This is a genomic window from Sphingomonas sp. SL1004 (assembly GCF_057815015.1).
The window spans coordinates 1,640,339-1,661,612 of the sequence record NZ_JBYMUX010000001.1; the positions used below are offsets into that span (position 1 = coordinate 1,640,339).

Annotated in this window: 10 protein-coding genes; all 10 read right to left on the reverse strand. The window is 63.0% G+C overall.

Going from position 1 to position 21,274, the window contains the following annotated elements:
* Nucleotides 1-111 precede the first annotated feature (111 nt).
* Nucleotides 112-2,901 (reverse strand): hypothetical protein, encoded by a 2,790-nt coding sequence (locus AC3D24_RS07405; RefSeq protein ID WP_489029449.1) that lies wholly within the window; start codon nt 2,899-2,901, stop codon nt 112-114.
* Nucleotides 2,902-3,353: 452 nt separating this feature from the next.
* Nucleotides 3,354-5,204 (reverse strand): DUF3320 domain-containing protein, encoded by a 1,851-nt coding sequence (locus AC3D24_RS07410; protein ID WP_489033097.1) that lies wholly within the window; start codon nt 5,202-5,204, stop codon nt 3,354-3,356.
* A complete protein-coding gene (locus tag AC3D24_RS07415) occupies nt 5,122-8,022 on the reverse strand; it encodes a DUF4011 domain-containing protein (protein ID WP_489029451.1) in 2,901 nt (966 codons plus the stop codon). The genes AC3D24_RS07410 and AC3D24_RS07415 overlap by 83 nt, the downstream gene beginning before the upstream one ends.
* 11 nt (nt 8,023-8,033) lie before the next feature.
* The gene (locus AC3D24_RS07420; RefSeq protein WP_489029453.1) at nt 8,034-10,727 is read right to left on the reverse strand and encodes a DEAD/DEAH box helicase; all 2,694 of its coding nucleotides are present in this window, start codon (nt 10,725-10,727) and stop codon (nt 8,034-8,036) included.
* A complete protein-coding gene (locus AC3D24_RS07425; protein WP_489029455.1) occupies nt 10,720-12,372 on the reverse strand; it encodes a site-specific DNA-methyltransferase in 1,653 nt (550 codons plus the stop codon). The genes AC3D24_RS07420 and AC3D24_RS07425 overlap by 8 nt, the downstream gene beginning before the upstream one ends.
* Nucleotides 12,369-13,958, reverse strand: a complete 1,590-nt coding sequence (locus tag AC3D24_RS07430; RefSeq protein WP_489029457.1) for a hypothetical protein — start codon at nt 13,956-13,958, stop codon at nt 12,369-12,371. The genes AC3D24_RS07425 and AC3D24_RS07430 overlap by 4 nt, the downstream gene beginning before the upstream one ends.
* Nucleotides 13,959-13,962: 4 nt before the next feature.
* On the reverse strand, nt 13,963-16,842 hold the full coding sequence (locus AC3D24_RS07435) for an SNF2-related protein (protein WP_489029459.1): 2,880 nt from the start codon (nt 16,840-16,842) through the stop codon (nt 13,963-13,965).
* Nucleotides 16,839-18,629, reverse strand: coding sequence for a DNA recombination protein RmuC (locus AC3D24_RS07440; protein ID WP_489029461.1), 1,791 nt, complete (start codon nt 18,627-18,629; stop codon nt 16,839-16,841). Before AC3D24_RS07440 ends, AC3D24_RS07435 begins: the two co-directional genes overlap by 4 nt.
* A gap of 61 nt (nt 18,630-18,690) precedes the next feature.
* Nucleotides 18,691-19,671 carry a helix-turn-helix transcriptional regulator gene (locus tag AC3D24_RS07445; RefSeq protein WP_489029463.1) on the reverse strand — a complete coding sequence of 327 codons (981 nt, stop codon included), beginning with the start codon at nt 19,669-19,671 and terminating at the stop codon, nt 18,691-18,693.
* 295 nt (nt 19,672-19,966) lie between these two features.
* Nucleotides 19,967-21,271: an McrC family protein gene (locus tag AC3D24_RS07450; RefSeq protein WP_489029465.1), complete on the reverse strand. Its 1,305-nt coding sequence runs from the start codon at nt 21,269-21,271 to the stop codon at nt 19,967-19,969.
* Between the last annotated feature and the right edge of the window lie 3 nt (nt 21,272-21,274).

A 21,274-nucleotide genomic window follows, 5' to 3' on the forward strand; every position in this document is an offset into this window, starting at 1 on the left:
TGCAGTTCCGAAGCTTAAGGGTCGCGAACCAAGCGGTCCGGACAAGCGCCTCAGATCTTTTTCATCGATCTTCAGGGCTCAAAAGCCCAGCCCCCCTATTCAAAACGTACTTTAGCGTTCTTGCCCGGTATCCATCTTGATAACGGAGATATCAGTATCAGGGCCCTTGCTTGCAGCGTTCGACCGGCCCGATATGCCCTCCTCCCCAACGGCGGCCTTCACCTTATCGCCAGCGACTTTGGCAGCCTGGCCAAGTAAGCCGGTTGGCTCCGGCTCTTCCTGCGTGTTCGAACCATCGATGTCCTGATCTGATACGGCCCGTCGCTTTCCACGACGGGCATCCGGCTTCAACGCCCCGAAATCTTCCGATGCCGGCGCGGCGTGGTGCCATGCCGGGTTTGCTTGAGGTTCGTCCGTTGCAGCGGCGACATCATCGGCAACGTCCAGTGGTTCGGCCGGCTTTCCCCGGCGATGCATTTCCCCGATCGTCGGCAGATCCTGGAGCCGCATTGTATTGTGAAGGCTTGAAGCACCACTCAGCAGTTCCACTTGCCCGGAGTCGGCTTCATGGTGTCCGACGGGAGCCGTCTGAACGGCAACCCCACGTGGCAAATCCGATATATCGTCATGGTCCCGTTCCATCACGTCACGGGCCACGGTCGCCTGGGCCATCATAAGCCTGCGTCGTTTGTGTTCCTCCAACAGCGCGGTCTGGATCTTCGGATTGTCGCCAAGCAGGCGAAACAGACGATGGATCGCCAGCGGAACCGCCTTGTCTACCGTATATCCGTCCTGGACGAACCGCAGCCGTTCCGAGTCTTTCACGTGCTTGACTACCCATTGATGCAGGCGGCTCTCGGCCTGAGCGCGATAGGCCGGCATTATCGCGCTGGTTCGCCGCAGCCTCGCTGCGTCGTCAGGCACGTATCGCAACCGCTCGGGCGGTTTCCCGACGTCGGAAACGAAATCTGTCCATGCCCTGTCGGCTCTCGCATCAAGCTCCGTCAGCCGCTTTGCCGCTGTTGACCGCCGAACTGGTCCAGCCATGACGGCGTCGGTTTCTGCCAGCCAGATACAGGCTTCTTCCCTGACCACCTTGCTGGCCGTGCCGGCGCGCAACACCGTTTCAGCGCGGGAACGAACCATCCGTTCGACGACCTTGACCAACGCGGCCTGGCATCGCCGCGTTACAGCCGCGTCGGCTAGCGATTGCCATCGCTTGGCCGCCCGGAGGGCTTCCATCGAGCCACCGGCATGACGTCCAAGCGCGGTGTAACCGTTGTCAAGCCGGGCCAGATCGGCGCGTTCCAGAAGCAGGCGCATCTCATCGTCGAACATGATCTGAGCGTTACGGGTGCCGGCGGCCGTAGCCTCGCCTTTCGCCTCCCTCGCGATCAGATCCGGGCCGAGGTGCTCCAACGGTGTGAGCCGGATCTTGGCATCGCGATAGGTTCCTGTTGCGTAGACGGGGCTGCCTTTCCGGCCAGCCACGACCTCGTTGACGATACCGACATAACGTTCACGCACCGCCTTTATATAGCGTTCGCCGGCGAGGCGATGATGCACCGCTTTCTCGTCCGCAGATGGGACGTGCCGGGTTGGCTCGACGATCTTGTTCTGACGATAGCGATAGCACGGCCTGCCATTCCGCTTTTTCTCCGAATACTCGAAATCCCAACAGCCTTCGCCCTCGAAGGGCCTTTTCGGCTTGCGCTCCGCGTTGATCTCATCCGCGGTTAGCCAGCGCGACGGGCGATCATAGGCGTCGACGTGAAAGTGGAAGTTGTCGGGGTGGTTCGTTTTGTCGGGGCGGTGGATCGCGCCGACGAACATCCAGCCTTCCTCGTTCAGCCGCTCGCAGAACCGCTCGAGGATCGTGCGCCGTTCCGCCGGCTTCAAACCGCGGGGCAATTCGGCGACGAACCTTGTCTGGATGCGCCCGCACGGTCCCGCCTTCCAGGTCGGCTGCGCGGCCTTGGGCAGACCATCCTGATCGTCGCACCAGACCAGTCGGTCATACGCCTGCTCCAGATCTACCTTCACGATGTCGACCGTGACGTCGATCATGGGTTTACCGCCGGCTCTCGCCTTCTTCTCCAGGCTGATCCGCTTCTGTCGCAGCGTCATTGCGGCCTTGCGCGCCCATCCTGGCGCATCGTCCTGTGCCGCGAGCCACATCCACTCATCGGCATATTGGGTGGATACCCGCAGCGTGCCGCCCGTGGCCTGTCGTTCGCAGCGCTCCGCTGCCTCAAACAGGCTGCGTTCACGCTCGCGTCCGCCGGGGATGTTGCTGACGACGGCAAGATCGTTTTGCAATTTGCGGTCTTCGTCCATGTCGAGCATGTCGATCAGCAGCGTGGTGTCGAGCGCCTCTACGGCGGTGGTGCGGGTGATATAATCGAGGTGGGTTTCAAAGTCCGCGACGCCGCCGCGCGTCACATAGCCATGATGCTCACCGGCGATGCCGGTTCTGGCTGAATAACGGGGGTGAGTGCTCCCATCCTTTGCCCGTGGGACAACCGTACGACTGATACGCTTGATGTCGAGATGCGGTATCCGCACCCGCCCTGTCTGCCGCGGGGTCGCCGAAAGCGGGCTGGGCCGGGAAAAGTCTATCGACGCCTTTTGTCTTCTGCCGCTGCCGCCATCAACAACACGCTTGCGGGTCATCGCGCTTTCGCGCTGAAGCGAATGGGCGCCGACATTGGTATCGGTCCTGATCGGCGAGCGACCAATAACAACGCGCTTCGCCCCATCGGGTTCGGGCGGCCCAAAGCCACCGCGCCGCAAATACGAACCGACGGCCTCGCGATCCTCGCGGGCCAGCCGGCGTAGCAACGCCTGCAACTGATGCGCATACTGCGGATAGGCAGGCGGAGGATCGGCACCGGTGGTCATGGCGAATAGTGTCACGCAGCCACGCCACATCCACAAGTAGGCGCCCCCGGGTGTCTGAAAAATGCCTTCCGGAGCCAGCGGTGGAGGACAAACGGGTGGCCGGCGGGTCAGCGGTCGGCAGGCCCCCGCGAAAAGGTGGTCACCACCTTTTCGCGCTGTTGCGCCTCCTACTGCCCTACTGCCCTACTGCCCTACTGCCCTACTGCCCTACTGTCCTACTGTCCTGCTGTCCTGCTGTCCTACTGTCCTACTGTCCTACTGTCCTACTGTCCTACTGTCCTACTGTCCTACTGTCCTGACTCTTTCTTCTCCCTGAAGATAGGATACACGCCAGCGCAGCGACGACTTTTATGGCCGAGCAAACTGTCGAGAAGATCCCGGCACTATGCCGGAAAATAGAAGCCGCCCCGAGCCCGTGTCACAGTAGCGTAGCGGTGATGACGTTCCGCTAATTATTCCAGCCTTTGGCTGATCCGTGAGTGCAAATCCGAGCCGACTCGGCGAAATCCCATTAGACGCGCAGCCATGCGGATCAGATCGTCGTTGCTGCCCCCTGGATTGTCTTCGCGTGCGAGACGTAGAGCTGCCCGAATTTCCATGGACGACAGGGCTTCGGCCTTTGCGGTCGCGCCGCTTTCCAGCGACCGGTCTCGCACCGGAGGATTTTCGGCCTGAGCGACGGTGAACCAAAATCCGTCATCCTGACGTAGCGCCGCTACCGTGCGTTGAGCAGCAGCCAAGGCCTGAAGCGTAACGGCCACCACGCGCCGCCCGGCCTTTTCCTTGCCGAACGCTGAGGAAACCCGTCGGGCAACCTCGTCCTGATGGACCGGTCCTTCGACATCGACGATCTGCTCCACGAGCGGGACAAGGATCGACAGGGGCGCTTCGTGCGGTTCTGTGCTGCTCGCTGCCCAAGGCTTCGCTCGAACATAGGGCGGCACCGTGCGCGCTACCGCGTCGGGCAGTTCGACAACCTCTGGCGGCACGACGGCTTCGAGTATCGCCCTGACTTCGTTGGCCCCCTCAACGCGTATCCCACCGCCGGCCGCATCGTGCGCGGTCTCCAGCGCAGCGCGCAGTCGCTCGATCTGGGCGCGGCGGTTGTAGAACCAGTCGGTGCTCCAGATGCGATGGAACCGCCACCCGAGATGTTCGAGCACGTCCTGCCGCAAACGATCACGTTCGCGCGCCCACAAGGCGGAATGATACGTCGCACCGTCGCATTCGATCGCCAACAGATAAGTACCCGGTCGATCGGGATGCCGCACTCCAATATCGATCCGAAACCCTGCTGATCCAACCTGGGGGTCTGCCAGATAACCGAGGCTCCGCACGACATCCGTCACATCCTCCTCAAACGCAGAATCCGCCTCCAGCCCGGTAATGGCGGTGTCGTCCATCTCGCCCCGCTTGGCGTAATCGAGAAAACGCTTGAGGATGCGCGGTCCATCGCGTGCGGCACGACTGACATCCAAATCGCCCGGGTCGAACGACGCGAACACCTCGCACCGCAGCCGCGCACGCGTGAACAGCACGTTCAAGCGCCGCTCGCCGCCATCGCCGTTCACCGGACCAAACGATGCGCCGATCATCCGCCCCCCGGCGATCGTGGGACCATAGCCAACGCTGATCAGGATCACGTCGCGCTCGTCACCTTGGACGTTCTCGATATTCTTGACGAACAGATCCTCGTGCCGTCCCTCGCGCAGGAAAGCGTCGAGCGCGGTATCGGTCCGCCTAGCCAATTCGACCAGTTCGTTAATCGTATTCTTCTGCGCATGGCTGAACGTCACAATGCCCAGCGACAGGTCTGGCGTCAGCCGCGCATGCTCGGCCAGCCGTGCGACGATCGCCTCGCCCTCGATCCGATTGTCGCGGCGCCCACCCTTGTCATAGATGCCGTCGACCCGTGTGAAGATCAGCCCGTACGCCGGGTCCTTCTCCAGCGGCGATGGCGGCAGGACGAGTTCGTGTTTATAGAATTCCGCGTTTGATACCCGCATTAGCGACGGATCGCGCGACCGGTAATGCCATTGCAGCATGCGGGACGGCAGACCCCGTGCCTCGCACAACGTTAGAATGCTCTCCAGCGAACCGAGTGAAGCCGCGCCACCCAGCAGATCCTCGCCCACATCCTCCTCGGCATCGTCGCGTTCTCCTTCGTCACCGTCCGCCAGCAGCCGGTCGAAGAATGATGACGGCGGCAACTGCTTCTGATCACCCACAACGACGATCTGCCGCGCCCGGGCGATCGCGCCGAGCGCATCTTCGGGGCGCACTTGGCTGGCCTCGTCGATCACCAGCAGATCGAAGGTAACGGTGCCCGGCGTCAGATACTGCGCGACCGAGATCGGGCTCATCAGCAGTACCGGCTTGATGCGTTGGATCGCCATCGGCGCTTCGCGAAACAGGCGCCGTAATGCCATATGCGCGCTTCTTGCCCATTTCACCGCGCAGCGTCTTCATCTCGCCCTGCGCGCCTTGCGGCACCTGCGCCAGATGCCGTGCAAGGATCGCCGTTACCGAATCCTTGAGCCGAGCACGTTCGAGCGTTCCAAACCGCGTGGCGAGATCATGGCGATCTAGCACCGCGATATCGCGCAACGTCGGGTCCGCTGCCGCGATTTCCCACAACGCCTCGGCGCGTGCGAAGCGGAACTCGGTCACTGCGGTTTCGGCGGACAGCGACCCATCGGCAATCCGTTTGGCGAGCGCTTCCAGACCGCTCGCGTTCAGCCGCGCGCGTGTTCGGCATAAAGCCGCCCATTCACCATATCGATCGATGCCTGCGGCCATGCCGCCCGCATGATCCGCGATACGCACAAGATCGGCAGCGCGCGGCGATTCCCCGAACCGGGCCGGATCGATATCGAGAGCACCGAACGGAGCCGTGATGGTTTCCGTTGCCGCAGCGGCACTCCGCAACGTCGTCGACATATGCGCCAGGGTGACGGGATCGGAGGCAATCGTGATCAGCCGGTCCGCCGCAATAGGCAGATTAGCGGCGCGGGCGCACGCGCACCAGGCGGCGATCGTCGCAGCACGCGCGAAATCGGTCCGCTCGCCCCGCCAAGTCTCGCCAAGTTGCGCGGCCAAGAACGGTTCGTCGTCCGCCCAGTCGCGCCGCAGCGCCTGTACGCCGGATAGGCTGTCGACGAGTTCGAGCCGATCGTCGGCACGTTTCGGTATGGGTGCGCGCAACAACCCGGCCAGCGTTCGCGAGGCGCCTCGATAGGCCGATCCCAACCGAGCAAAGAAGGAGTCGGTGCCCGTGACGATCGGTCCGCGCAGGCTCGCCGTGTCGCTGGAAAAGGCGCTATCCACGAAAAGGGGGGCGGCATCGTCGTGACCCGCGCGCCACCGAGCGGCGATCGCCAGCGCCTCGACCAGTCTTGCAGGATCGTCACACGCGATCAGTCGCATCGCGAGCGCCACGTCCGTACCCGGCAAGCCCTCGAGCCGTTTCAGCATGTCCATGACACCCGCCACGTTATCGATCGTGCGGTCCAGCGAAAGCGCCGCTGCCGCCATCGGCGCATCAAGCGCCGCGTAAAGCACGCGCGCGGCGTCCGCCGATCGGTCGAGATCGATCCGCAGGCGCCCCAGCGCGACCGGCTGCAGATCGAGCGCGCGCACGCCAGCGAACGGATGGTTCGCGATCACGCCCGCCGTGGCAACCAGAGCACCGTAAGCGGTGATCAGTCCACGCACCGCAAGGTCTTCCTCGCGGGTCATCGCGACCAGCGGCGTTGCATCCAGCGTCGGCAGCGCGGCCCCCTGCCCGATATACCGAGCCTGATCGCCCAGCACCGCGTAAGGCGTCGTCCCGCTCGTGCCGATCGCCGTGTGCAACGCGGTAGCCACTTCGTTCAGTTGGTCGCGCGCGGCGCGCAACGCACTGGGCGCTGCGGGGACTGCGGGCACCGCCTGGCCCGCCGCCAGCGTCCGCTTCAGTTCTTCAAGGACGACCTTCTTGTTCGCCGATTTCGAATGCAGTTCCAGGATCAGGTCGCGGAGCCCCACCTTGACCAGGCGATCGTGCACGACCGATAGCGCCGCCATCTTCTCGGCTACGAACAGCACGCTCTTGCCCTCGTTAGCGGCCGCCGCGATGATGTTGGTTATGGTCTGGCTCTTGCCGGTCCCCGGCGGCCCCTGGACGACGAGATTGCGGCCCTGCCGTACCTCCTCGATGACCTTGGCCTGGCTTGCGTCCGCATCGACGACATGGAAGATCGCTTCAGGCGGCAGCACATCGTCGAGCCGGTCGTCGGGACCGAACAGCGGCGTGTCGGCGCCGAAACCCTCGTACAACAGCCCTCGCGTCAGCTCATGCGCCTCCAGCGCGCCGTCGGGCCACGCATCGAGCGCCAGGTCGCGGTACATCAGCAGCTTGGAAAACGAGAAGAAGCCCAGCTGGATCGCGTTGTGGTCCACCCGCCAGCGCGGACGGTCGGCGGTGATTGCCTCGACCTGGGCAAAGTAATCGGACGTGCGCCATTCGTCCGGCAGCGTCTCGATCTCGGGGAGGCGAATGCCGAAATCGTCCTGCCAACGCTGTTGCAATGGCAGATTGGTGATCACGTCCTCGTCGCGAAGCCGCAGATCGTAGGTCGACGTCCGCTGGTTGCGGACCAGTTCGACCGGAAGCAGCACCAGCGGTGCCTCGCGCGCGACATCGGAAACCTTGTCCTCGAACCAGGTCACGAAGCCGAGCGCAAGATACAGGATGTTGATCCCCTGCTCCTCTTCCGCTGTCTTTGCCTCCCGCGCGATCTTCAGCAGTTTCTTGGCCAGCGCATCAGGGCCGAGCCGCGTTTCGAGCAAAGTGTCGGTGAACCGGTCCTCCCCGACCGCCTCGTCGGCGGCTTCGCTGAGGACAATATCGTCTTTGCCTTGAGTGTCATGGCCAAGCGCGCGGAACCGCATCATCCGGCCGCCGTCCAGAATCGCCTGTACGTCGTCGGAGCGTTCGTTGACGATGTTGAGCACATTGCCCCGCGTATTCGCGCGGTTGACGTGCACCAGCCGGTTGCGCGTCCCCGTCTCCACCAAACGCTTGCGGGTATCGTCGAACAGCCGCTGGACCGAGCGGCTAAGAATAGGGGCATCGGTCATGGTATGGTCCGTCATGCGGGAAGAAGCGCAAGTAGCGTCAGCGTCTGCGACACCTGATGTTCGCCAAGCAGTACGTAATGCCAGGCCTTGCCGTCGCCATCGTCGGCGAACGTGTTGGCGTGGTCGACCCACACTTGCGCAGCCCTGGCTTTTTCGAGGACTTCGGGATCGTCGAGAGCGTTCTGTGCCTTGATCTCGACGATTACCTTGGCGCCCGCGGTCTCAACTACGAAGTCGGGATTATAGCGCCGGCCGCCGTGATATTCGATGTCGAACTGACCGATCGCGGGTCGCAACCATTTCAGGACACCGGAGAAACGGTCGCTTTCTAGCAACACGGCAAAGCGCCGTTCGGGGTCGCTGTGAAACCGGTTGAGCGCATACGGGGTCTTGCGACCGCCCGCGAACAGCCAGCTCGGCGTCGACGACAAGGGCTGCGCCGCCTGCCCCAGCGGGCGCACGCGAGCGGGATCATAGGCGAATTGCTGGGGCTTGAGCAGGCGGAACGACCGTACGCGGTGCGCGCGATAGTCGGCCGGGCTTTCGCGGTAATGGCCACGCATCTGTTCGAAGATGAGGTCGGACAGCTTGCGGCCATGCTCGAGCGCCACCGCCTCGACGTCGCGGTCCTCGGCCAGATACGCCCGCAACCGCGCGATGACCTGGCCGGCCAGTTTGTAGAGCAGGTCGGCCTGGCTGTCGTAATCGATTTCCGGCCGCGCGATCAGGTGGCGCACGATATAGTTTTCCGGCCGGCTCTCCTTGGGGCCGTCCTGCGCGCGCGCCAACTCGCGCTGGGCGTCGGTGCGCAGGTTGCGGATCAATAGCGTGTCGCCGCTTGGGCGCAGCGCGATGCTCCCCAGCCCGGTCAGGTCGAAATCGTCGAACCAGAAATTCACCGTTCGGCTCGGTAGCACCACGATCTCGGGGATCTCGATGGTGGTGTCCGCGACCGAGACCGCAACCTGCGCGACCAGCGCCGCCACGTCTGGCTCGGGCATCATCCCCCCCAGCACCCCCTGCGGCTGCGCGGCCGCCGTCGCGGCCTGCACGTCGGCGACGATCTTCGCCTGCACCTCGGGTTTGCGCAGATCGGCCAGCCCTCCCGGCGTACGTTCGTAGCGGTCGCGGATCATCGCCAGCGTGGTCTGCGCCAGCGCCGCCGCTTGCGGTGAGGGCGCGACATAGTCGGACGCCGTTTCCGCGACATGGCCCCCAGCTATGGCCCCGCCTTCGCCTGTGAACCGCTCCTCCATCGTCGGATAGACCGTCAGCACTTCCTTGTGCCCCGGCTCGATATCGCCCCCCACTCCGATCGTCAGCGTCTTCATCGCCAGGATCGAATCCGCCGCCTTCGCCTCGGCGATCACGTCGTCGAAGCGCTTGTGCGCGATGACGGTCAGCGTATCGACCATCTCGTTGCCCGTGCGCCGGCCGTAAGGCAGTCGCAACCCGCGCCCCAGCGTCTGTTCGGTCAGGATGTCGGACGCCGACGCGCGCAGCGGCACGATCGTATAGAGGTTGGTGACGTCCCACCCCTCCTTCAGCTTGTTCACATGGATCACGATGTCGGTCGCCGCGTCATGTTCCAGCCCGACCAGCCGCGCCATCGCCTCGTTCGATTCCTCGCCGGTCTGGTTCGAATGCACCTCCGCCACGCGCCCACGATATTGCCCATAGAAAAAATCGTCGCTCTCGATCCTAGCGCGGATTTCACCGGCGTGCGCGGTGTCCTTGGCGACAACCAGCATGAACGGATGGACCCGCGCCGCGCCCGTCTGGGCGGCATAGAGTTCCAGCTCGACACGAACCTGCTCGTGATAGGTCACGCCGTCCTCCAGCATGATCCGCTCGAGCTCCTCGTCGCTCAAGCCCTGCGGCTGGAAATTCGCGCGCGTCGCGACCGCGGGTTCTTTGACGAAGCCGTCCGCCATTGCCTCACCCAGGCCATAGCGATAGACGACGTTACGGAAAGTCTTCGGGCTCGCGCCCACGGTCTTGGGCGTCGCAGTCAGTTCGATCCCTAGTTTCGGGCGCAGCTCGTACACGGCATTCGCCGCCGCCTTAGCGCGATAGCGATGCGCCTCGTCCATCAGCATCACCAAGTCGCGCTGCGCTGCCAGATGATCGAAATAACTCTCGCCCAGCGTTTCGCGGAACGACCGGATGCGGCCCTTTTCCTTGTTGATCTTGTCGACGTTGAAGATGTTGATGACGATATCGGCGAGCCCCAGCCCACCGCGCGCCAGTTCCCAATTTTCGCCGGTCACGATCGTCGGCGGGTTCTGCGCGAATTCGCCGATACCGGGAAACACGTATTTGCGGCTCGACGGCTTTGAGAAATCCTCGACCAGCTTGTCGTAGATCGTCGTGTTGGGGGCCAGCACGAAGAAGTTGCGGCTGCGCCCGGTCAGGAACAGATAGGCGATGAACGCCCCCATTAGCCGTGTCTTGCCCACCCCAGTCGCCAGCGCGAAGCATAGCGACGGAAAATCGCGCTCGAAACTCTCCACCGAGGGATACGCCGCGCGGATATCGGCGAGTAGCGCGGCGGTATCGACCGCCCCCGCCCAATCGATCCGGTCCGCCACATCGGCTAGGATCGCCAGCGCCGCCTCCTGTGGCGCGCGCAGCGACAGGCGCTGCGTCACCTGCCGGCGGATGCGCTGGTGTGCGGTCAGCGTCGTAGGTGTGCCGTCAGCCACGATCCGTCTCCACCGGCGCCGCGAACAGCGGACCCTCGTCACGCTCGGCCTCGACGTCCGGCGCCACTTCGGGCAGCGCGGCCACGTTCAGCGAATAATCGTCGCGGCCCCATTCGCATTTGGTCAGGATCGTCGACGGGATCTTGCGGCAGGTGAGGTTGTCGAAACCGTCCGCCGCCCCGGCAAAGGCGCGTGCGCAGATCATCAGCGTCCGCTCCGGCCCGACCGCCTCGGACACCAGCTTCAGGGCGTCATGAGTCAGGCTCTGCGTCGTGACGTAGATGAAGTCGGTCTCGCTCGACCGGCCATGCTGCCACCAACGAAGCTCGTCGGTCTCGGGCGCATAGGTAAAGCCCAGATGCTTGCACATCGCCTCCGCCAGCATCGCCGGGTTATAGTCCGCGGCAATGACCAGATTGCCCCAATAGTCACGCGCAAGCAAAGACGGCGCGAGCGTGAAGTAGCGGAAGCCCCCGCCCCCCTGCCAGTCCACCGCCTTGCTGATCCCGCCCTGATCGGTGCCGTCGATCACCTTTTGCAGGCGCGGCATGACATGGCTGTCGGCGTGGTCGCCGATCTCGACCATGATCCATTTCCGGCCTATCTTATGCGCGACTGCGCCTGTGGTGCCGGAGCCTGCGAAAGAGTCTAAAACGAGGTCACCTGGATTTGTGGCAATCTCAAGAATGCGCTTTAGCAGCCGCTCAGGCTTAGGGGTGTCAAATGCATTAGCCTTTCCGAACAACTCATAGATTTCTTTTTTCGCCTCATCATTGTGGCCTACTTCATCGTGAGGCCACCAGCTTGAAGGAACAAGACCATCAACTTCTGATAGATAACGTATGACCCGGGGAACACCTTTGCCATCTGAACCAAACCAAAAGCGGCCTTCCGCTTTTAATCTATGAAATTCTGGTTCCAAAGTTGCCCAGTGCCTACCCTCTGGTGGACGATGCTCAGTGCCATCAGGGCCCATGATCGGATACATCATATTTGTTCGAAACCCGGCCCCGGTAAATGATATTGATTGCCAAGGTCCATTCGGATCATTGTTCGGGTTTTTATATGGAGCCCGCGTTTTTTCGTCTAAGCCAACTTTATTTCTAGCCGCTCTAAATTTATCATAATCGACTGCATAAATAAAAAGATGGTCGTGAGCGCTACCTATTGCAGCGTTGTTGTCCCTTGCATAACGCTTTTGCCAAACGGCATTTGCAACGAAATTCCGTCTTCCGAACACCTCGTCGCACATCACTTTAAAGTAGTGCGCCTCGTTGTCGTCCAGCGTGACCCATAGCGATCCGTCCGGTGCTAATAGGCGGTAGATCAACTCTAGCCGGTCACGCATCAGCGACAGCCAGATCGAATGCTCGATGCCATCGTCATAATGTACCGATACCGCGCTGCCGGTATTATACGGCGGATCGATGAAGACGCACTTTACCTTCCCCGCATAGTCCTGCTCCAGCGCCTTCAGCGCGAGCAAGTTGTCCCCCTTGATCAGCATGTTGTCGAACCGGTCGCCGTCGCGCCGAACGGCCGCATGATGGGATTTCGCGGGATCCTCGATCAGGATGCGCGGTTCCAGCCGCGGGCGATCCTCCTTGCCGGGCCAGGTGAGTTCGAGCTTAGTCTTCTTGGTCATGCCGTCGTCCTAAGCCGTATCCGAACGGCTGCAAGCTGGGCGTCGATGCGGCCGAGACGCGCACGCATCTCTTCGCGTCGTGCGCGGTACAGGATCAGGTAGCGGGGACCATCGGCCTTGGACGCGCCACGTCGTTCATGCGCAGAGAGCGCCGACGCCAAAGCCGCCCTCTCCGTCTCCAGCGCGGTGATACCAAGCTGGTTCGCGGGCAGTGGCAAAGGGGTCGATGATGTCACGGCGACCGGACATACATGCGCTGCAGATATCGGCACGCAGCGCACGGGTACCGGATCCAGGGCATCGGAGCCAAGACACACGTCGATCGCGGCGATCCGCGCCCGCAACGATACCTGCTCACTACGATTAGCGAGGAACTTGGGCGATCCGATCCGGAATTTGCCAGCGCGCAATTCCAAGACCTCTAGATGCCGGCTGGCCGCCAGCCGCTCTCGGCGGACCTTGGCCAACGCGTCGCCCGTAAGCCGCGTCGCGCCATCGGCATCACGCGCCCCGCCATCTAGGCTCCCAGGATCCGGGGCAATCGTTCGCTGCAAGGTCGCCTCTGCCGGCTTAGCATTCTGTTCGCGTTGCAACGCCGCGATCCGGTCGCGATGATGCTGTGCCGCTGCATGGGCCTGGACAACTCCCAGACCGGATCGCGTTGCACGCCGTGCCTGCTCCTCGCCCTGTCCCAGACCTTGCCGCATCGTCTGCAATGCGTACCCGACATCCTCGGACGTGCGAACCGACGGCGGATACTGCGGGACGACTGCCTCGACCCGCGGTGCTGCGACAGCGACGCGCCCCGCACGGGTGGCACGGGACAGACGGTCACCGGCGAGTTCCATCGGCGCCAGATTGCCGCCGGGCGCTTCACGCCATCCGTCGCGCGAGACAGGGCGCCGTATCGACTGCCGCGCCGATTCCGCCTCCCAGCGGACACACCACATCGGCTCGACCTCGATCAACACGTCGCTGCGGTCCCACAACGTCTCTTCCGCCGCATCGATATCGCGCCGGAGCACCGCACGCCGCTCCCTTGCCATGGAGAGCGCGGCATCGCTGTCCGCCTCGATCACCGCGATCAACTGATCCAGCGCGGCGCGCATATCGGGCGATGCATCAGGATGGCGCCTGCGATGCTGCAACTCCCGGATCTCGCGGTCGGCCCGGCGCTCCGCCGCCGCGGCCTGTCCGTCGATCGCTGCCAGATCGTGCTGCGCCCGGTCGTGCAGCCGCGCGAGATCGGTGTTCGCGCTCCGCTGCCACCGCGCGAAGAACGCGCCCTCCTCCTCGCACAGAAGATCGTCGAGCAGGTCGGGGGGTATCTCGCGACACTCCGAAAGATTCGACCAGTCACAACTCACCAATTGCGCAGCACGCCACGCGGGCAGCGGATTCTCATAGTCGTCGCACGCCGCCAGCAGCACGGCTCGCATTAGGTCATGCTCGCTCTGAATCGTCGCCCGCGCGGCCGTCACCCATCCGCCACGACCACGAAACGCCGCCATGTGCGTCCACGATCCGTCATAGCTGTCGAGATCGATCTGGAGACATAGCGGGGCCTGACCGAACTCCGGAAACATCGCTTCACGCCGCCCGAGCCATGGGGGCCGCGCAAGCGCCCGGTGTCACCGTCCAGCGCAGCGTGAATAACGGCTCAACCCGGGGTTGTTGCCGCAACAGCGCCTCCATTGCGTCCAGCCGGTCATTGACGTCGCGCCGCACCTTCTTCTTGGCCTCGTGCTGGCTGAACACCAGGTCGTCGCGCGTCTCCAGCAGCTTGTTGGCCTCACGCTTGAGCTTCAGCTTTTCGTCCATCGCCAGCTGCTGCGATCGTGCGGCCTTGGTCAGTTCGGCGATATCGTCGTCGAGCGCAGCGATGCGCGCCTGGGTCTCGATCTCCAGGTCCTTTGCGTAGCGGGTGAGGCGATCGTCCTCCTCCTCCAGCCAGCGGCTATTCTCCTCGTACATTCGCGTCGTGAAATCACCGAATGCGGCGCCGACCAAGGCGTCCAGCCGGTCGTCAGGGGATGCCGTCCCGGCGGGGCCGTCGTCGCGCGCCGGCGCCATCATCAGGCGGTCACCGATCGCGGCTGGGATGACCTCGCCTGCATCGGTTTGCGCGACGACGATAACTTCCTCGCGCGGTGCGTCCTTGACCGGCATCACCGCGCGGAACGCCCGCAACCAGCCGGACTGACCAGCCAGTTCCGCTATCCCGCTTAACCGCCCGGCATAAGGATAGGCGTCGGGGTCCAGCGTGATCGCCTTGGGGGGGCCGTCATGCGCACGTTCGGAGGCGGCGGCAACGATCTGCTCGCCCAGCCCTTCGTTGATGCGCAGGAACTGCCAATCGGCCGCGTCGGCGTCCTTCCACTGCGTCGTCCAGCGTCGCCCGTCATGTTCAAACACGCGCGGGTCGTTCGCATCGAACTGGGCGTCGGGCAATTCCGCCCGCGCCACCATCAGCAGGCGGCGTTCAAAATCGGGGAGGATCGCGGCAATCTCTTCGTTGCGGCGATGCAGTTTGCGCACGACGTCGCCGTCCATATTTTCTAGCACCTTCGATCGCGCCGCTTCCATGTCGCTGTCGATCGAATCCTTGATGCGCTCGGTCAGTTCGTCGAACTCGCGATCGGCCTCCGCCTCGGTGCGGCAGGTCTGGACGATGCGCAGCACCTCGCGTTCGAAATCGATGCCGTCGCTCAAAATGCCCAGCACGTCGTCCGACGCGCCGAACACACCTTCGAACAGGTGCAGCTTGCTCTCCAGCAACTGGTGGATGCGCTCTTCCGCACGGTTCTTGAGGTTGAGCATGTTGACGACGGTGACGTCGATTAACTGGCCATAACGATGGCAGCGCCCAATGCGCTGTTCCACACGCTGCGGGTTCCACGGAAGGTCGTAATTGATCAGCAGCGAACAAAATTGCAGGTTGATGCCTTCCGCCCCGCTTTCGGTCGCGATGAGGATCGTCTTGCCATCCCCCCGAAACGCATCGACGATCGCCGCCTTCATATCGGCTGTCCGCGATCCCGACACGCGATCGGTACCGGCATGGCGCTGACGCCAGTCGTCATAGATCGTGCGGCTCAGGCCATCGGTGTTCTGGCCGTTCATCAATGCGATGCGCCCCTCATACCCGTGCTCAGCCAGTAAGGCGGCAAGATATTTCTGCGTGCGGACGCTTTCGGTGAAGATTACCGCCTTGCGCCGTCCACCCTTGGCTACAATCTCGTCGAGAACGCCTTCCAGGCTCTGGAGCAGCTTCTCCCCCTTGGCGTTGGCGCCAATCGACGCCGCTAGGTCACGCATTTGAGTAACGAACGCGATTTCGTTGGCCAGGCGGATCGGATCGACGGGCGTGTCAGCATCGGCGTCAGCGTCGCCGTCTGTATCCTCGCGGTCCTCGATCAGGCTGTCTTCCAGATCGTCCGTCATGTCGATCGACGCACGCTCCTCGCGCTTCAGGCGTTCGAGCAGGCTGGTCAGATATTGCGCGGTCGCAAAGGTCGACGAACCGAGCTGCTTGCGCGCCTGCAGCAGGATCAACGGGTTGTTGCTGCCGCCATAGGCGATGGTTGTGGTGTCCTGGAGATATTCGGACAGCATCTCATATAGCCGGGCCTCCTCGTCATGCGGCTCGAACGTGAACGTGCGAGCGTGCCGCTTACGGAAGTTAATGTGCCCCGCCTCCTGCACCTGACGGCGCAGCGTGCGGTGGCATACACTGCCGAGGCGCTGGCGCAGCAATTCCCGCGAGGCCGGCGTCGTCGATGCCCCGACATATTGTGCGCGAAACGCGTTGGCGCCGCCGAAATGGGTTTCGTCGATGATCGACACGAGGCCGTAGAGTTCCATCAGAGAATTCTGCAACGGCGTCGCGGTCAGCATGATCTTGAACCGGTCCGCGACCGCGGCCTTCAGCGCCTTGGCCCCCTTCGCGCCGTCCTTTTTCCAGACGTTGCGCATGCGGTGCGCTTCATCGAACACAACCAAATCCCATTTCGCCGCGCGAATGGCATCGGCTTTGCGCGCGGCGAAATCATACGACACGATAGATATCGCCCCTGGGATCTCGAATGGGCGCGGATTGCCCGCCTTGACCAGGTCGTTAAATGTCTTCGCCTCCAGAATGCGGCTGCGCAGCGCGAATTTTTCCTGCAGTTCCTGGCTCCATTGCTTGCGCAACGATGCCGGCGCGACCAGCAGGATGCGACGCCGCTGCTCTGCCCAGCGCTGCGACATGACGAGACCGGCCTCAATCGTCTTCCCCAAGCCCACCTCGTCGGCGAGCAACACGCCCTTCGACAACGGGGATTTCAGGGCAAAGAGCGCAGCGTCGACCTGATGCGGGTTCATCTCGACGCGGGCCGAACTGAGCGACCGCGTGAACGCCTCTTCGCCATTGCCGAGCGCCAGCAGGCGTTGCGCGTGATAATGCCCCTGCAAGCCGAGGTAGGTCATTCCGCCGCCTCCTCAATGTCATCCGCAATATTGTCGGCGGCGATCGCCAGCACATCCTGTGCCACCGCTTCAGGTAGCGCCTCGACCTTGCGCAATTGCCGATCCATCGCGCGCCGCCGCACACTCGCATCGTCGACGACCTTCTGCGCTTCACCCAGTTTCTTATGAACCTTGTCGAGCACGTCGCCGAATTTGCCAAATTCGCTCTTGACTGCTCCTAGCACCTGCCAGACCTCGCTCGACCGCTTCTGGATCGCGAGGCTGCGGAAGCCCATGCGCAACGAAACCAGCGTCGCCATCAATGTGGTAGGTCCTGCAACTACGACACGATATTCGCGCTGTAACGTATCGATCAAGCCCGGCCGGCGAGTCACTTCGGCAAACAACCCTTCGGTCGGCAGGAACATGATGCCGAAATCGGTCGAATGCGGCGGATCGACATACTTGTCGCGAATGTCGCCGGCGGATTTGCGGATCGTGCGCTCCAACCCGCGCGTCGCTTCCTCGACCGCTACGGCGTCACCACGCTCGGATGCGTCGACGAGCCGCTCATAATCTTCTTTAGGGAGCTTCACGTCGATGGGTAGCCAGAGCGGCCCCCCTTCTCCATCAGCCCCTTCACCGGGTAGCTTGATGGCATATTCGACCCGTTGACCGGACCCGGGCTTAATTTCAACGTTTTGCGCGTACTGCTCGGTCGTCATGACCTGTTCGAGCAACATGCCCAGCGTCGTCTCGCCATAGCTGCCGCGGAGCTTGACGTTGGTCAGTACGCGTTTCAGGTCACCGACACCGGTCGCGATCGTCTGCATCTCGCCAACAGATTTGAATACCCGCTCGAGATTTTCGTTAACCGTGGTGAACGAGGCGCCGAGCCGTGCTTCAAGCGTGCCCTGGAGCTTTTCGTCGACGGTGACTCGCATTTCCTCCAGTTTCGCGGCGTTCTCGGTGCGAAGTTGATCAAGTCGACCTTCCACACCTTTGCGCAGTTCGTCCTGACGCCGCTCGTTGCTGTCTGTCATGTCCTTGACCATTGCTAGCAGCGATGTGCGCAACGCCTCTTGGCGGCGCTCGTTCGCCTCGGTCAGATCCTTCACGGCAGCGAGAAGCGCGGTGCGCGACACGTCCTGACTCTTGGCGTTGGTCTCGGTCAGGTCGCGGGTCGCACCCGTAACGGCCACCAAACCCTCGGCCTGCTTTTTGCCCGTAAGATCGAGCGTGTCCGTCAATTGCCTGCCGAGCATGGCAAGCGTACCACCGACCTCTTGTCGTAACGACAGAGCATCCTCGCCTGCCGCCTTGCGATGATCGACCAATTGGGTCGCGAAACTGTCGAGACGACGCGCCTGCTCGACACCTTGCTCGCTCATCCGACCCGTCAGTCCGGTGCCGAGCTTGTCAAAGCTCTGGGTCAGTTCCTCGCGAAGTCCCTTAGCCTGCGCTTCGCTCTCGATGCGGCCATTGCTGATCGCCTTGACCAGCGCCTCCAGACGGTCGCCCTGCCCTGTACCGATCACGCCAAGCGTATCGGCAAGCGCCTTGGCCACCCCATCCAGCCGGCCGGCCAATTCTTCCCTAGCTTGGCGCGACGAGGCATTGGTTTCATCGCGCAAACCCCCGACACCCGTGGTTACGGCACCGTGCAGTTCCGCGAGGCGACCGCCAAGTTGTTCTATCTGCGCGTTTGAACCGCTCTCCCCGCTACGTCCTGTGCGAAACAGCAACGCGATGCAAAGGGCAAGGATAGCGATCCCAAGAACAAGCAAAGCGATCTCAAAAGGCGTCATGGGTACTCCTAAACCGGGTCGGATGATGCTGCACGATTACTTGTGATTGCGACAATTTCGGTCATACGATCGCAGCCATACCCGCAGTAAGGCGCTGGCGCATTACGTCGCGAAGCGCCTCCGGTGCCTCGATCACCACCTCGCCGCCCCAAGTGAAGACGTGCTCCGCGATTTCGCGGAGGCCACCGGCACGAAAGCGGATCAGCAGGTCGTCGCCGTCGACCGCGATTGTCTGTGCTGGATGAAACCGCCACGCTTTTGCTCGCGCGGCGCCGGCCGCACGAACGCGCAGAACGACATCGTGATCGTCCTCGCGCCAGATCCCGAAGCTCTGGTTCGTCCAGGCGTCGAGATCCCAATCGTCGGGCGGGCAGCCGGGAAGGTTCGAGGCCCGCACGTCGGCCATCCGATCAAGCCGGAAGGGCACGGCGGGGCGATCACTCGTGGGCATCTTGCCGATCACATAGGTAACTGGCCCGTGGACCAAGCCATAGACTGCGATGCGCCGCCATTTGGGTTCGGTCGCGCCATCGGTCAGGTAGTCGAACTCGATGCATTGTCCGATCAGGATCGCCTGCTGCACTACGGCCAACGACTGCGGATCGGCGACGACCGACGGGCCGGCTGGGACGCGTGTTCGCTGCAACCGAGCGAGCGCATCCAGATCGGGATCGAGCCGACGCTTCTCCCGGTCATCGAGCGCGCCCTTCACTTTAGCGAGCAAACTGTGGAGAACTGCTGCGCGCGGTGCCCCTTCAATCCGGCGCGCGTCGGCCTCGGCCTGAAGTGCCGCCACCTCTGCGGCGTTCGGGCGAGTATAGACGCGGCGCAGCGAGCCTCGGATACGGAAGCGTTTGTGCCGCTCGTCGAGCAGTTCCTCAAGATCGAAATGGCGCAGGATGATGTCACGCAACCGCTCGGCAGTGCGCCGATTGACATTGAGCGCCTCGGCCATCTCGTCCAGGGTCAGTCCCTCGCTTGACTCCGAAAGGATATGGACGAGCCGCAGAACGCGGTCGAGCTTGGCCATCCGTTCAGTCATCTAGCCCTCCCCCCAAACGAAGGCCGATACGACCATAATTGTCACGTTCATGCAGATTGTTCTCGAAGCCAACCAGTACAACAACATTTGTTTTGGCTGTAAATCATTGCGCGAGGATTCCGCGATCCGGGTATTGCCAGGATAGTTCGGGCGCAGCCGATCAGGCGTGGGCAATCCTATGCATGCCCCCACCCACCCCATTTGCTGCAACCCAGTGGCCGTACTGCGTCATGGCGTCAGGTTCGTTTGTACCTGTCCTAGCTCATGGCCAATACCGCATTATCCGGTTGTACAATCACCCCTCAAAGCTCCCAACGTCGATCAGCGCCGCTAACCCCGCGCGCGCGGTATCGTGGTTGGTGAGATCGATTGCCGCGATGGTCAGGCGTACCCCGCCATCTTTGTCCGCGATGCGGTGATGCGCGGGCAGCGGTGAGCCCAGCCCCGCATGATGCGGATAAAGCAGGACCAGTCTCGCGCAGTCGTAAAGCTGCGCATAGGCCATCAGCTGGTAGATATCGGCCTGCGACACCCCCATCTTTCGGTCGGTCACGGGATCTGTGAGCCGCTTCCACTTGGTATCGATCACCATGGCATCACGGCCATCGCGGACGATCCGCATATCGGGATAGGTGGCGAACAGCGGATCGCTGCCATCTTCCGGATGCAGGCATGACCGCATGCCGCCTTGCGCGACCAGCCGTGCACCCTGCGTTGCCGCGATCGGGGCGAGCAGCTTTTCGACATAGCGTTCGAACAGTGCGTTCATGTCGAACAGCAGCGCGAAACCGTCGGCGCCACCATGCGCGCTGTTCTGAAAGCGATCGCCCAGGATCAGCCGTGCGAGGCGCAGCACGCCCTGCCAGCGCGCATTAGTGCGATCGGGCACGATCCGGTCCCAGCGCAGCGCCATCGCGGGCACCGCGCGTACATCGGCATAGAACAGCGCTAGTTCAGCAAGCGCGCGCTGGTTCGCGGTGCTGCGCGCGAGTTGGCGAAGGCGCGTGACTGCAGCCTTCATCACCTGGTTCAGCGCGATGTCGTCCGAAAATTCGTCATAGCGGCAGGCTAGCCGCTGCGGGCTGGCGGCGAGCGTCGTGAACTGGCGCGTGACGTCGAGCCGCCCGCGCAGCGCCGGCAAATCTTCCTCGTGCGCGACATAGAAGCGCGGGATTCCCCGTCGCAAAGCCTCGGTTAGTGTCGCTACAAAGCGAGTGATGAGGATTTCTAGGAGGGTATGGCGCTGCGTCTCCATCGTCGTCGCAGCGTCGTCCGCGATAGGCAAGTCGTGTGCCACCACGAGCATGCGGATGAGCTGGGCGCGCAGCTGGGGCGCGTCCCCACCGCGTTCTGTGCTGCCCCCCCGCTCCCGATCGATCTTGGGCAGGATTTCGCAAGTGGTGCCGGACGCCGCGACCATGCCGACCAGATTCTGCGCGGTGAGGGCATCGCGACCGAAATCGAACGCGTGTTGGCTCCCTTTCAGCCGGGCGGCCGGTGCCGCGGCCGCCCGGACCAGGCGTTCGGCGTCCTCGACCGGTATCTCGCCAGCGGTGCCGAACCGCCGCGCCTCCCACTCGAAAAGCTGATGATGCGCCATGCC